This window comes from Thermoanaerobacterium sp. CMT5567-10 (assembly GCF_030534315.2).
Lineage (GTDB): Bacteria > Bacillota > Thermoanaerobacteria > Thermoanaerobacterales > Thermoanaerobacteraceae > Thermoanaerobacterium.
The window spans coordinates 674486-688723 of sequence record NZ_CP130558.2 but is presented as its reverse complement, the minus strand read 5'-3'; the positions used below and the strand labels follow the sequence as shown (position 1 = coordinate 688723).

Below are 14238 nucleotides of genomic sequence, written 5' to 3'. Positions count from 1 at the left end.
ATGAGTTTAGTGCCTATCGTAGTTGAGCAAACAAATAGAGGTGAGCGCTCTTACGACATATTTTCAAGACTTTTGAAAGATAGAATTGTATTCTTAGGTGAAGAGATAAATGACGTTTCAGCCAGCCTTGTAGTAGCACAGCTTTTGTTCCTAGAAGGAGAAGATCCAGATAAGGATATTTGGCTTTATATAAATAGTCCAGGTGGGTCAATAACGTCTGCATTTGCAATATATGATACAATGCAGTATATAAAGCCTGATGTTGTCACTATGTGTGTTGGAATGGCTGCGTCAGCAGGTGCGTTTTTACTTGCTGCAGGCGCAAAGGGCAAGAGATTTTCGCTTCCAAACAGTGAGATAATGATACATCAGCCACTAGGCGGGACACAGGGTCAGGCAACAGACATAAAGATACATGCTGAAAGAATCATAAAGATGAAGCAAAAATTAAACAAAATATTGTCTGAAAGGACTGGACAACCACTAGAAAAAATAGAAAGAGATACAGAAAGGGACTTTTTCATGGACCCAGAAGAAGCAAAAGCTTATGGGCTAATTGATGATATATTAGTTAGAAGAAAATAGGCCCCGGAAGAGGTGAAAAAATGGCTAAGTATGACAATCAAAAACAATTAAAATGCTCTTTTTGCGGGAAGTCACAGGATCAGGTAAAAAGATTAGTTGCTGGTCCCGGCGTGTATATCTGTGACGAGTGTATAGAGCTATGCCAGGAAATCATCGATGAAGAATTTGAAGAAAACATCGATGTGGAAATAGGTGAACTTCCGAAGCCAAAGGAGATAAAAGAATTTTTAGATCAATACGTAATAGGTCAGGATAAAGCGAAAAAAGCTTTAGCAGTGGCTGTTTACAACCATTATAAAAGAATAAACAGTAGAGTTAAGACTGACGATGTGGAGCTACAAAAAAGCAATATCCTCATGTTAGGACCTACTGGTTCTGGTAAGACGCTTCTTGCACAGACATTAGCTAGGATGCTTAATGTTCCATTTGCTATAGCAGATGCGACATCTCTTACAGAGGCAGGATACGTCGGCGAAGATGTAGAAAATATTCTTCTTAAGCTTATACAAGCAGCAGATTACGATATAGAAAAAGCTGAAAGAGGGATTGTCTATATTGATGAAGTGGATAAGATAGCTAGAAAATCAGAAAATCCATCCATTACAAGGGATGTTTCTGGTGAGGGTGTACAGCAAGCACTGCTAAAAATTTTGGAAGGAACAGTTGCGAATGTTCCACCACAGGGAGGGCGAAAGCATCCTCATCAAGAATTTATACAGATTGACACGACAAATATACTTTTCATTGTAGGCGGCGCATTTGACGGAATAGAAAAAATAATAGAGTCTAGGATAGGTAAGAAATCATTAGGATTTGGTTCAGAAGTCCAAAGTAAACAGGAAAAGAAGATAGGTGAAATCCTGAAGAATATAATGCCTGAGGACTTGTTAAAATTCGGCCTTATTCCTGAGTTTATAGGAAGGCTGCCAATTGTCGTTACACTTGATTCACTTGATAAAGATGCATTAGTGCGTATATTGACGGAGCCAAAGAATGCTTTGACGAAGCAATATGAAAAGCTGTTTGATTTAGACGGTGTAAAGCTTGAATTCGATAAGAAGGCGTTAAATGCAATTGCGCAAAAGGCTATAGACAGGAAGACTGGTGCTAGAGGATTGAGATCTATACTTGAAGAACTTATGCTGGATGTAATGTATGAGATTCCTTCAAGTGACAACATAGAAAAATGCATTATAACAGAAGAAACAGTCTTAAACAATGCACCACCTACGATTGTTTATTCTGAGTCTCAAAAGACTAAAAAAAGAGCTAAAAAGTCTGAATCAGTTTCATAACTTGTAATAAGCTTGTAATAAGAAGTATATAAAAACCTCCTTCTATCACATAATATCAAATGTAGAAGGAGGTTTTTTATGATACAAAATATTATGATGCCGTATGAATTAAAACAAAGGCTTATTCAAGAGCATTTGGCAGAACCGCTAAAAGAAAAATGCCGCATACGACAAATAGAAGATATCTTAGGACAAGATGAAGCTGTCTTTAGAATATTAAATAACTTAAGAAAGGATAGGCCGAAAAATATTGTATTACTAGGTCCTGAAGGGACCTGGAAGAAAGACATCTTAAGAGCATGTTTTAAAAAAGTTCAATATGAAGGCAGCAGTTTTTTTAAAAATGGGGAATTTATAGAATATTATCCTGAGAAAAACTACAGTGATGATTTAATATATACTACATTATTTGGACGTTTAGAAGAAATTGATTGTGCTTCAATGAAATTACAGAGGCTAAAAATTGGTCTTGTTACACGAGCAAATAAAGGAATACTTTATATAAATAATATAGAAAATGTAAAGGAATATGTTATTTTTAAGCTAGTAGATGTTTTAAATGAAAAGAAGGTAAAGTTTGGCAAAATACGCATTTCAGAGGCAACTCCAGGATATTTAAAACGTTTTTTAACAGAAGGATTGCCAGCAGATTTTTGCTTAGCAGTAAATGTAATTGATATTAAGTCGATACCTGAAGATATGTTAACCATCTGTGATATTGTATCTTTTAAAAAACAAGATAAACGTGTGTTGAAAGAGTTAATTAAAAAAACGGCTGATAAAGGTTTATTCTATATAGAAGATGATGTGTGTGATGAAATTGCAAGTGTAGCAAAAAGCGGTGAAGATGCGGTTAGAATACTGCAGCACGTTGCACTTAATGCTCTTAAAAATGGGAGAAGCAAAATAATCAAAGAGGACTTAAAAGCTTGATTTTCTAGTTTTTGAGATTGAAATATTTTAATGTATAATATACTTATTAATAGGCAAATAGACAAAAGAGGTGACATTATGGACAAGAAATACATACTGCCGATGGTTCCATTGAGAGGTTTAACTGTATTCCCGTATATGGTTTTGCATTTTGATGTTGGAAGAGGAAAATCGGTTAGAGCTATTGAAGAAGCAATGCTTAGAAATCAGCTTGTCTTTTTGGTTACTCAAAAACATGCTGATATTGACGAACCTACAATAGATGATATATATAGTGTTGGCACGATTACGAAAGTAAAACAGATGCTGAAGCTTCCTGGCGAAGCTGTGAGAGTTCTTGTTGAAGGTATATCAAGGGCTGAATTAAAGAATCTGATAAGTTCTGAAAGTTTTTTTGAAGTAGAAGTTGTAGAAAGAATAGATAATACAGAGATAGAAAAAGACAGCGAATTGGAAGCCTTAATGAGAAGCGTAACGTCAGCTTTTGAGGAGTATATAAGTATTTCATCAAAAATACCATTAGACAGTATTTACAGTGTTGTATCTATAGAAGAGCCGGGAAGGCTTGCTGACGTTATAACAGAACATTTAAGCTTAAATCAAAGCCAAAATCAAGAGCTTTTAGAGTGCTTTGACACGAAGGAAAGACTGGAGAAGCTATTAGGGTTTATATTGAAAGAGCTTGATATACTTGAAATAGAGAAAAAAATAAATATGCGGGTCCACAAGCAGATAGACAAAAGCCAGAGGGAGTATTATTTGAGAGAGCAATTGAAAGCTATTAAAGCCGAACTTGGAGAATCTGATGAAATAGATCAGGAAATAGATGAATATGAAGAAAAAATCGAGTCAAAAGATTTGCCTGATTATGTTAAAGAAAAAGCTAGAGAAGAGTTGAGAAGATTAAGCAGGATGGGACTAGGTTCTGCAGAAGGATCCGTTGTTAGGACGTACATAGATTGGCTTTTGGACCTTCCGTGGAATGAAGAGACTAAAGATGTGCTGGATATAAAAAGAGCAGAAAAAATATTGAATGAAGATCATTACGGATTAAAGAAAGTAAAAGAGAGGATTTTAGAGTTTTTGGCTGTAAGAAGCTATCATGAAAAGATGAAAAGTCCGATTCTATGCCTTGTAGGTCCTCCTGGCGTCGGAAAGACATCCCTTGGAAAATCTATCGCAAGGGCAATGAATAGAAAATTTGTAAGGTTGTCACTAGGTGGAGTTAGAGATGAAGCTGAGATAAGAGGACATAGAAGGACATATGTAGGGGCAATACCAGGTGGCATAATTAATTCATTGAAGATTGCAGGTTCCAAAAATCCAGTTTTTCTTTTAGATGAGATAGACAAGATGAGCTCTGACTTCAGAGGCGATCCAGCATCAGCAATGCTGGAAGTTTTGGATCCAGAGCAAAACTCTACATACAGAGACCATTACATTGATTTGCCATTTGATTTATCAAAGGTGCTTTTTATAACAACTGCTAATACATTAGACACGATACCAGCTCCGCTTCTTGACAGAATGGAAGTCATATATATATCTGGGTATACGGAGGAAGAAAAATTGCAAATAGCAAAAGAACATTTGGTTCCCAAAATATTAAAAGAACATGGTGTAACAAATGATGTTATAAAAATACAAGATTCAGCTATAATCGGCATAATATCAGAGTACACAAGGGAAGCTGGCGTAAGGGCGTTAGAGCAGAATATAGCAAAAGTAGTAAGAAAGTCTATCAAAACTATAGTGGAAGATAAAGCTAATTCAATAAAAGTCGGAAAGCAAAATCTACAAAAATACCTTGGGAAGCCATTATTTAGAGTCGATAAAGCAAATCTGCAAGACAAAGTAGGTATGGTTACTGGCCTTGCATGGACTAGAGTTGGCGGTGATACACTTACGGTTGAAGCAACTACAATGCCTGGAACAGGAAAACTTACGCTTACAGGGCAGTTGGGAGATGTCATGAAAGAATCTGCACAAGCAGGTTTCAGCTATATAAGGGCAAATGCTGATTTGCTTGGAATAGATGAGGATTTTTATAAGGATCTGGACATACACATACATGTGCCAGAAGGTGCAATACCAAAAGACGGACCGTCTGCAGGCATTACAATGGTCACAGCAATGGTTTCAGCTATCAAAAGGGTACCGGTAAGAGGCGATATAGCCATGACAGGTGAAATCACACTGACCGGTAAAGTATTGCCTATTGGAGGCTTAAAGGAAAAAGTTTTAGCTGCCCATAGGGCTGGTATACTAAAGATAATTGCACCAGCAGATAATAAAAGAGATTTAGACGAGATACCGCAAAGTGTTAAAAGAAAGATGGAATTTAAGTTCGTTTCAAATATCGATGAAGTCTTAAAAATATCGTTAGTAGGTGAGAACTCATATGAAGATTAAATCAATAGAGCTTAAGGTTTCTGCGTATAATAAAAGTCAATATCCAGATGACGGGCTAATGCAAATTGCTGTAATAGGCAGGTCGAATGTAGGCAAATCATCTTTTATAAATACCATAGTTAACAGAAAAAATTTCGCAAGAGTTAGCCAGAAGCCGGGAAAGACGCAAGGTATTAATTTTTACCTTGTAAATAATTCATTTTACTTAGTTGATCTTCCTGGCTATGGCTATGCTGAAGTTTCAAAAGAGATGAAAAAACAGTGGTCAATAAATATTGAGACTTACTTAAATGTTTCAGAATATCTCCAAGGTGCAATAATGCTTGTAGACATCAGGCATAGGCCTACAGATGATGATGTCCTAATGGTGAATTATTTAAAACAGAGAAATTTAAATTATGTTGTTGTTGCTACAAAATCGGATAAGCTGAATAGGCAGGAAATTCAAAGGTCCCTGAATGTCATATCCGAGACACTTGAAGTCGACAAAGATAAAATTGTACCTTTTTCATCTTTGAAGAAAACTGGTGTAGATGATGTCTACACCTGTTTAGATTTTATTCTTGAGAACAACAAAAAATTCGAAGATTAACGACGATAATGGAGAATTATTAAATGTATTCGTTAAATATCAGTTAATTTGATTAAAAATGAAAATATATGGTGTTTGATTGACATTTGCTATTGAAAAGTATCAGTTGTATAATGGTTTTATAGTTATCGTAATAAAATAAGCCTAATTCCAATGGAAACGGGGGACCCAATAACTGGGGCGAAATTCGAAAGAATAGGGTTAAGCTTTCTTAGATCCTAGCCCGTCAGCTAACCCCGTAGGCTTTTAAGGAGAAGTTAAAAAACTTGAGGACTTCAGGTTTTTTTATATTTTTGGGGAAATTACGCTGTAAAAAAAGATGAGACATGATTAATATACGTTGTTTCTACTATTATGATGAAATCATAGATATTTATATTTGATATTATTTTTGGAGATGAAGAAATGACTGTAAGGCAAAAAGTGCAGCATATTTTAAACAGTATAACGCCGATACAGGTGCTTGCTTTAGGTTTTGCTACAGTGATATTGATAGGAACATTTATTCTTATGCTTCCAATATCATCGAGTACAAACACTGAGACAGATTTTACGACAGCTTTATTTACTGCAACATCTGCTACATGTGTTACGGGTTTAGTAGTAGTTGACACAGGGACATATTGGTCTAGATTTGGCCAGACAGTTATTATGATTCTAATACAAATTGGCGGACTGGGGTTTATGTCATTTGCAACTCTTTTATTTATGGTAATGGGCAAAAAAATAACTTTTAAAGAAAGACTTGTTATGCAGGAAGCTATGAATGCTCTTACACTGCAGGGGATAGTTAGGCTTATTAGGTATGCACTTATAAGCACATTTGTAATTGAAGGTATTGGAGCAGTATTATTATCATTTAAGTTTATCCCTCAGTTTGGCTTTTGGGAGGGACTTTTTAGAGGAATATTTCATGCAGTATCTGCTTATAATAATGCCGGATTTGATGTCTTTGGCAATTTTAAGAGCTTAATACAGTACACTGAAAGTTTTTCTGTAAATTTTGTGATAATGACATTAATCGTTTTTGGTGGGTTGGGATTTACAGTTCAATATGATATTATCAACAAACGGCAATTTAAAAAATTTTCTCTTCACTCAAAAATTGTAATCATAACAACATCAATTTTAATCGTGGTTGGTGCTTTAATGTTTTTCTTATTAGAACATGACAATCCTGAAACAATGAAATACCTTTCTTTTAAAGGCAAGGTGCTGTCATCATTGTTTGCAGCTATAACGCCTAGGACTGCTGGATTTAACACGCTTGATATTGCAAAGATGACAGATGCTTCAAATTTCTTTACAATCATATTGATGTTTATAGGTGCATCACCTGGATCTACAGGAGGCGGTATTAAAACATCAACATTTGCAGTTATCGTAATGACTCTGTTTTCAGTAGTAAAAGGCAGAGAAGATACCGAAGTATTATCTAAAAGGATTCCAAAAGACGAAGTTTATAGAGCGTTTTCAGTAATTTGTATAGGTATATTTATAATTATTTTTGATGTTTTACTTTTATCTGTATTTGAGAAAGCAGACTTCTTATCAATTTTTTACGAAGTTGTATCAGCATTTGGTACTGTAGGCCTTACGATGGGGTTGACACCCCACTTAGACATAGTTGGAAGAATGGTAATAATATTGACAATGTATGCAGGGAGAGTTGGACCATTGACAGTAATATACGCACTTATGCGAAGACATGCAAATTCAAATGCAGCAATAAAATATCCCGAAGACAATGTATTAATTGGTTAGGAGGTTATATATTATATATCATGAGTGGAAAACAATTTGTAGTAATAGGTTTAGGAAGGTTTGGATCAAGTGTTGCAACGACATTATATTCACTAGGTTGTGATGTGTTGGCGATAGACAGTTCAGAAGAAAGAGTCCAGAGGATATCAGACAGTGTGACTAGAGCAGTGCAGGCTGATGCAACAGATGAAAAAGTACTAAGATCTTTAGGTGTAAGGAATTTTGATGTTGCAATAATAGGTACTGGAACAGATATACAAACAAGCCTTATGGTTACGCTTATGGTAAAAGAACTTGGTGTAAAAACAGTTGTAGCGAAGGCCTTAAATGAACTTCATGCAAAAGTATTGCTGAAAATCGGAGCAGATAGGGTCATATTTCCAGAAAAAGAAGCAGGGATAAAATTGGCTCATAGTCTTACATCGTCAAATATACTTGATTTTATAGAGCTTTCACCTGAGTACAATATTGTTGAAATAATGGCTCTTAGAGATTGGATAGGCAAATCTTTAAATGAATTGAAACTAAGACAAAGGTTTGGATTAAATATTATTGCAATAAAAAGAGAAAATAATATTAAAATTACTCCTTCTGCTGACGATATAATAATGGAAGGCGATAACCTATTTGTTATTGCGTCGATTGATAGTATAAATAAATTGAATAACAGTTAAGATTAATATATGAGAGTCTGACAACTGTTGAATTTTAAGGGTTCTGTGAAAATAGTGTTTGAATTTTACATTGTAAAGTATTATAATTGTATTCAAAAGCAAGAAAGGGGTGATACGAGTGGAGATAGGACAGTCTGTAGTATTTACAATCCCTATTTTAGGTGGCATTCCTGTGACGACAACAGTTGTTGTAACATGGTTAATAATGGCTGTACTTACTATAGCGTCTATTATCGTTACAAGAGGCTGGAAACTTGTTCCTACCGGCGTACAGAATTTCGTTGAAACCATTGTAGATGGCTTAAATTCATTTACAAAAGATGCTCTTGGAGAGTATTGGTCATCATTTGCACCTTATCTTGGAACAATTGCGTTATATTTAATATTAGCAAATACTATCGATCTATTTGGAATAGCACCTCCTACAAAAGATTTAAGTGCCACATCTGCAATGGCTATAATGTCTATTATAGTTGTTATAATAGCATCAATTAAAGCAAAAGGCATAAAAGGATATGCAAAATCATTTTTTGAACCGATGCCCTTCTTTTTCCCAATGAAAATACTTGATATGTTTACGAGACCATTATCACTTGCAGCCAGGTTGTTTGGCAACATCATAGCTGCATTTATAATAATGGGTTTAATAAGTAAAGTGGCACCAATAGTCGTTCCAGCTATATTCAGCATCTACTTCGACTTGTTTGATGGTGCACTTCAGATGGTAGTTTTTGTATTTTTGACAACGCTTTATATTGAAGAAGCTGTTGAATAAGAATAATCCGTCTTTCAAGGTAAAAATTGATATTAAAAAGATTTATGTATAAAATAATATAAAAAAATAAAAGGAGAGATGAAGATGAATTTATTGGCAATAGGAGCAGGAATTGCTGCGATTTCAGGTATTGGTGCAGGAATTGGTATAGGTATAGCTACAGGAAAGGCTGTTGAAGCTGTATCAAGGCAGCCGGAGGCAAGAGGCAGTATAATGCAGTTCTTACTTTTAGGTGGTGCTTTGTCTGAAGCAACTGCTATATATGGATTGCTAGTTGCATTTTTGATAATATTCTTCATGAAACCATAATGATACGAAAGAAGGTAATAATTTGAGCCTTATAAATCCATATACGTTCATTTTTACGATTATAAATCTCGTTGTTTTATATCTGATATTGAGAAAGTTTCTCTTTAAACCAGTGACAAAATTTATGGAAGAAAGATCACAAAAAATTAAAAATTCACTTGAAGAGGCTGATAGGAAAGTTCATGAAGCTAACGAATTAAAAGCACAATACGAAGAGATATTAAAAAAGGCTGACGATGAAGGAAAGGCTATCATTGATAGAGCAGAAAAATATGCAAAAGAAAAAGCAGATAAGATAATAGAACAGGCAAATATCGAAGCAAAGGCTATAATAGAAAGGGCAAAAGAAGAAGCAGAGACAGAGAAAATTAAAGCAATGCATGATTTAAGAGTTAGCTTGTCACACCTCATAATAGAAGCTGCTTCAAAAGCTATCGGCAATATCAATATTGATGATGATAAAATAATCAACGAGGTGGTTAAGGAGGCAGGTGCATCTTGGAACAAGTAATAGCAAAAAAATATGCACGTGCTCTTTTTAACACAGCTAGAGAAAATAACAATATCGAAAAGTATTATGATGAACTTAAAAGCATTTTAAATATGTTAAAAAATAAGCAAATATATAAAATTATTACAAATAGAGGAATGTACATCAGGCAAAAAATGAGCTTTGTTGATGCGATTTTAGATGGGTATGATAAAGAAATAATTAACTTTTTAAAATTGATAATATCGAAGCATAGAGAGACAATTTTTGATGAAATATTCATTGAGTATGAGAAATTGTACATGGATTACAAGGGAATTATAAATGCAACTTTAATTTCGGCCCATCCATTGGACTTAAAGACCCTTGAAGAAATCAAAAATAGACTGGAATCAAATTTTAATAAAAAAGTTTGCATAAATCAAACAGTGGATGAGTCTATACTCGGTGGGCTTAAGATATTAATAGGAAATAAAGTTATCGATGGATCTATAAAAAGGAAACTTGATCTACTCCTTAAAAATCTTGTAACTGCAAGTTAATAAAAAGTACTCTATAAAATAGAAGGTGAATATATGGATATAAAACCTGAAGAAATAACATCAATTCTGGAAGATAAAATAAAAAATTTTGATTTTACCCTTAAGACAGAAGATATAGGTTATGTAATTACTGCTGGTGATGGCATTGTCAAGATATATGGACTTGATGAAGCAATGTATGGAGAAATGGTTGAATTTGAAAATGGCGTCTATGGAATGGTAATGAATCTTGAAGAAGATAATGTTGGTGCCATAATTCTTGGCGATCCTGAAGCAATTAAAGAAGGTACTACTGTAAAGCGTACTGGAAAAGTAGTTGAAGTACCTGTAGGTCCTGGTCTTTTAGGTAGAGTCGTTAATCCACTAGGTCAACCTCTAGACGGTAAAGGACCTATAAAAAACGATGGAACAAGGCCTGTTGAATATCCAGCTCCACCTATTATAAAGAGGAAACCTGTTGATACTCCGCTACAGACCGGAATCTTAGCAATAGATGCTATGATTCCAATTGGTAGAGGGCAGAGAGAGCTTATAATAGGAGATAGGCAGACTGGAAAGACAGCTATCGCAGTTGATACTATAATAAACCAAAAAGACAAAGATGTTTACTGCATATATGTTGCAATAGGTCAGAAAGCTTCGACAATAGCGGGACTTGTGAATACATTGGAAAAATTTGGTGCAATGTCATACACAACGGTTGTAGCATCGACAGCAAGTGATTCTGCAGCACTGCAGTATTTAGCACCATATGCTGGATGTGCTATGGCAGAGTATTTCATGTACAACAAGAAGGATGTCCTTATAGTATATGATGATCTTTCAAAACACGCTGTTGCATACAGAACGATTTCGCTCCTTTTAAGAAGACCGCCAGGAAGAGAAGCATATCCTGGAGATGTATTCTATCTCCATTCAAGGCTTTTAGAGCGTTCTGCTAAGCTTTCTGACGATATGGGCGGCGGTTCAATTACTGCACTGCCAATAATAGAAACACTTGCAGGCGATATATCAGCATACATTCCTACAAATGTTATATCTATAACAGATGGACAGATATATCTGGAATCTGAGCTTTTCTATTCAGGCATAAGACCTGCTATAAACGTGGGTCTATCAGTATCACGTGTCGGTGGTGCTGCGCAGAAAAAAGCCATGAAAAAAGTATCTGGCAGAATGAGATTAGAGCTTTCCCAGTACAGGGAACTGGAGGTATTTGCACAGTTTGGCTCAGATCTTGATAAATCGACACTGGATTTACTAAAGCAAGGCGAGAGGATAGTAGAAATAACGAAGCAACCAAGATATCAGCCGATTTCGATGGAAGATCAGGTCATAATGATATACACGGTTATGAACAAATACTTGGTAGATGTTGAGCTTCAAGATGTAAAAAAATTTGTAAAAGATCTGCTTGAGTTTATTGATATAAACTACCCGGATATTAAGAAAACCATAAGAGAGACAGGCAAGTTAGAGGATGATATAATTGAAAAATTAAAGGCGGCTATCGAGGAGTATAAGAGCAAATACGCATCGAAAGGTGATGCATAATGGGGAAAAGGGATATTCAATTAAGGATAAAAAGCATCAAAGAGACGCGGAAAATAACGAGAGCTATGAATCTCATATCGGCAGCAAAATTCAGAAAAGCAAAGGCGATGCTGGATAATGTGAGACCGTATTATGAAAAAATACAGTCTACAATGGAAGATATATTGATTCATAGCGGTGAGGCTACATCCCATTATTTTGAAAGACAGCATGAAGCCAAAGGAGCAAGAAAAAAAGCCGTCATAGTTGTTACAGGCGATAAAGGTTTGTGTGGTGGATATAATCATAACGTCATAAAACAAGCAGAAGAAGTTATTGATGGCGATACACAAAACCTCATGGTGATAGGTGAAGTAGGACGCACCTATTTCTTGAATAAAGGTTACAACGTAGACGTAGAATTCCTATACACTGCACAAAATCCTACCACATCTGCAGCTGGTGAGATATCTGATTTATTGGTAGATATATATGATAGAGGCATTATAGATGATATTTATGCAGTATATACTGAAATGGCCGGTTTAAAGCAGATAGTAAAGACGATTAAAATATTGCCGCTGGACATAAAAAATTTTGACAGCAATAAGGATGTAAAAATTTTAAGCGATATGATATACGATCCATCCCCTACTAAAGTATTTAATTTACTTGTGCCTGAGTATATTAAAGGCATAGTGTACAGCTTCTTGGTAAATGCTTTTGCATCAGAGCATTTTTCACGTATGGTTGCTATGGATGGTGCAACTTCAAATGCAGACAAGATGATAGCTAAATACACTTTGGAATATAACAGGCTGAGGCAAGCTTCTATAACGCAAGAGCTTTCTGAAATAATAGGAGGTTCATCTGTTTAGCTGGAACTGAAAGTATTTAAATTATAAAAATAAAATTTTAGATAGTGAATGGAGGCTAATATGAAAAAGGGTTATATAACACAGGTAATAGGTCCGGTTGTTGATATACGTTTTGACGAAGATTTGCCACCCATCAACAATGCGATTAAGATACCATTTAAGGATGATGAAATAGTCGTCGAAGTATCTCAACATACAGGTGACAATACAGTAAGATGTGTTGCTATGTCGTCAACCGATGGATTAAAGAGAGGGATGGAATGTTTTGATACAGGTGGGTCAATTTCGGTACCGGTCGGCGAAGGTACACTTGGCAGAATGTTTAATGTGCTGGGGAAAGCTGTCGATGGACTTGGTGAAGTGAAAGCAGATAAGTATATGTCTATACACAGAGATGCACCAAGCTTTGAAGAACAAAGCCCTGTCACTGAGGTATTGGAGACAGGTATAAAAGTCATAGATCTTTTAACACCATATGCAAAAGGTGGCAAGATTGGACTATTTGGTGGTGCAGGTGTTGGAAAGACAGTTTTAATAGAAGAGTTAATCAGAAATATAGCGACAGAGCATGGCGGATACTCAATCTTTACTGGTGTTGGAGAGAGAACTCGTGAAGGCAACGATTTGTGGCATGAGATGAAAGAGTCTGGTGTTTTAGACAAGACAGCATTTGTCTTCGGTCAGATGAATGAGCCACCAGGAGCTAGAATGAGAGTTGGACTCACCGGTCTTACAATGGCAGAGTATTTTAGGGATGAAAAGCATCAGGACGTTTTGCTATTTATTGATAATATATTCAGATTTATACAAGCAGGCTCGGAAGTATCTGCTCTCTTAGGCAGGATGCCATCTGCCGTAGGTTATCAGCCGACACTTGCTACAGAGCTTGGTGCATTGCAGGAGAGAATAACTTCTACAAAGAGCGGGTCAATTACATCTGTTCAAGCGGTATATGTACCTGCAGATGACTTGACAGATCCGGCGCCTGCAACGACATTTACACACCTTGATGCGACGACAGTTTTATCTAGAAGCATTGTTGAAATGGGTATTTATCCTGCGGTTGATCCACTTGATTCTACATCAAGAATATTAGAGCCTAACATTGTAGGTGAGGAACACTACAATGTAGCAAGGCGTGTACAGGAGATACTGCAAAAGTATAAAGAACTACAGGACATAATAGCTATTCTAGGTATGGATGAATTATCAGATGAAGATAAGCTTACGGTCTACAGAGCAAGGAAGATACAGAGATTTTTATCACAGCCTTTCTTCGTTGCTGAGACATTTACTGGAATACCAGGCAAATATGTCCCGCTAAAAGAGACGATAGAAGGATTTAAAAAGATAGTAGATGGTGAGATGGACGATATACCAGAAGCAGCATTTTTCATGGTAGGAAATATTGATGAAGTGTATAAAAAAGCTGAAGAAATGAAGTGAGGTGTATAAT

General features: G+C 35.7%; 14 protein-coding genes and 1 riboswitch. All 14 genes read left to right on the top strand.

The annotated features are described in order from the left end of the window. On the top strand, nt 1-585 hold the full coding sequence (gene clpP, locus Q2T46_RS03605; protein WP_013297389.1) for an ATP-dependent Clp endopeptidase proteolytic subunit ClpP: 585 nt from the start codon (nt 1-3) through the stop codon (nt 583-585). Between the two features lie 20 nt (nt 586-605). Then, entirely contained in the window at nt 606-1880 is a 1275-nt protein-coding gene (clpX, locus tag Q2T46_RS03600) for an ATP-dependent Clp protease ATP-binding subunit ClpX (RefSeq protein ID WP_303264222.1), read from the top strand. Between the two features lie 78 nt (nt 1881-1958). Further along, a complete protein-coding gene (locus Q2T46_RS03595) occupies nt 1959-2813 on the top strand; it encodes a sigma 54-interacting transcriptional regulator (protein WP_303264223.1) in 855 nt (284 codons plus the stop codon). 75 nt (nt 2814-2888) lie between these two features. Then, on the top strand, nt 2889-5225 hold the full coding sequence (gene lon / locus Q2T46_RS03590) for an endopeptidase La (RefSeq protein WP_303265817.1): 2337 nt from the start codon (nt 2889-2891) through the stop codon (nt 5223-5225). Further along, on the top strand, nt 5215-5817 hold the full coding sequence (yihA, locus tag Q2T46_RS03585) for a ribosome biogenesis GTP-binding protein YihA/YsxC (RefSeq protein WP_303264224.1): 603 nt from the start codon (nt 5215-5217) through the stop codon (nt 5815-5817). Before lon ends, yihA begins: the two co-directional genes overlap by 11 nt. 131 nt (nt 5818-5948) lie before the next feature. After that, nucleotides 5949-6078: riboswitch (cyclic di-AMP (ydaO/yuaA leader) on the top strand. A 123-nt stretch (nt 6079-6201) separates the two neighbouring features. Beyond that, nucleotides 6202-7581, top strand: a complete 1380-nt coding sequence (locus tag Q2T46_RS03580; RefSeq protein WP_303265818.1) for a TrkH family potassium uptake protein — start codon at nt 6202-6204, stop codon at nt 7579-7581. A gap of 20 nt (nt 7582-7601) precedes the next feature. Then, nucleotides 7602-8255: a TrkA family potassium uptake protein gene (locus Q2T46_RS03575; protein ID WP_303264225.1), complete on the top strand. Its 654-nt coding sequence runs from the start codon at nt 7602-7604 to the stop codon at nt 8253-8255. A gap of 118 nt (nt 8256-8373) precedes the next feature. Continuing rightward, nucleotides 8374-9030 carry a F0F1 ATP synthase subunit A gene (locus tag Q2T46_RS03570; protein WP_303264226.1) on the top strand — a complete coding sequence of 219 codons (657 nt, stop codon included), beginning with the start codon at nt 8374-8376 and terminating at the stop codon, nt 9028-9030. Between the two features lie 84 nt (nt 9031-9114). Continuing rightward, a complete protein-coding gene (gene atpE / locus Q2T46_RS03565; protein WP_209452644.1) occupies nt 9115-9339 on the top strand; it encodes an ATP synthase F0 subunit C in 225 nt (74 codons plus the stop codon). A gap of 22 nt (nt 9340-9361) precedes the next feature. Then, entirely contained in the window at nt 9362-9850 is a 489-nt protein-coding gene (gene atpF, locus Q2T46_RS03560) for a F0F1 ATP synthase subunit B (RefSeq protein ID WP_303264227.1), read from the top strand. Then, nucleotides 9838-10371 carry an ATP synthase F1 subunit delta gene (gene atpH, locus Q2T46_RS03555; RefSeq protein ID WP_303264228.1) on the top strand — a complete coding sequence of 178 codons (534 nt, stop codon included), beginning with the start codon at nt 9838-9840 and terminating at the stop codon, nt 10369-10371. The genes atpF and atpH overlap by 13 nt, the downstream gene beginning before the upstream one ends. Before the next feature lie 33 nt (nt 10372-10404). Beyond that, entirely contained in the window at nt 10405-11925 is a 1521-nt protein-coding gene (atpA, locus tag Q2T46_RS03550; RefSeq protein WP_303264229.1) for a F0F1 ATP synthase subunit alpha, read from the top strand. Then, on the top strand, nt 11925-12782 hold the full coding sequence (gene atpG / locus Q2T46_RS03545) for an ATP synthase F1 subunit gamma (protein ID WP_303264230.1): 858 nt from the start codon (nt 11925-11927) through the stop codon (nt 12780-12782). The genes atpA and atpG overlap by 1 nt, the downstream gene beginning before the upstream one ends. A gap of 60 nt (nt 12783-12842) precedes the next feature. Beyond that, complete coding sequence (atpD, locus tag Q2T46_RS03540; protein ID WP_303264231.1) at nt 12843-14228, top strand: F0F1 ATP synthase subunit beta; 1386 nt, start codon at nt 12843-12845, stop codon at nt 14226-14228. Nucleotides 14229-14238: the final 10 nt, after the last annotated feature.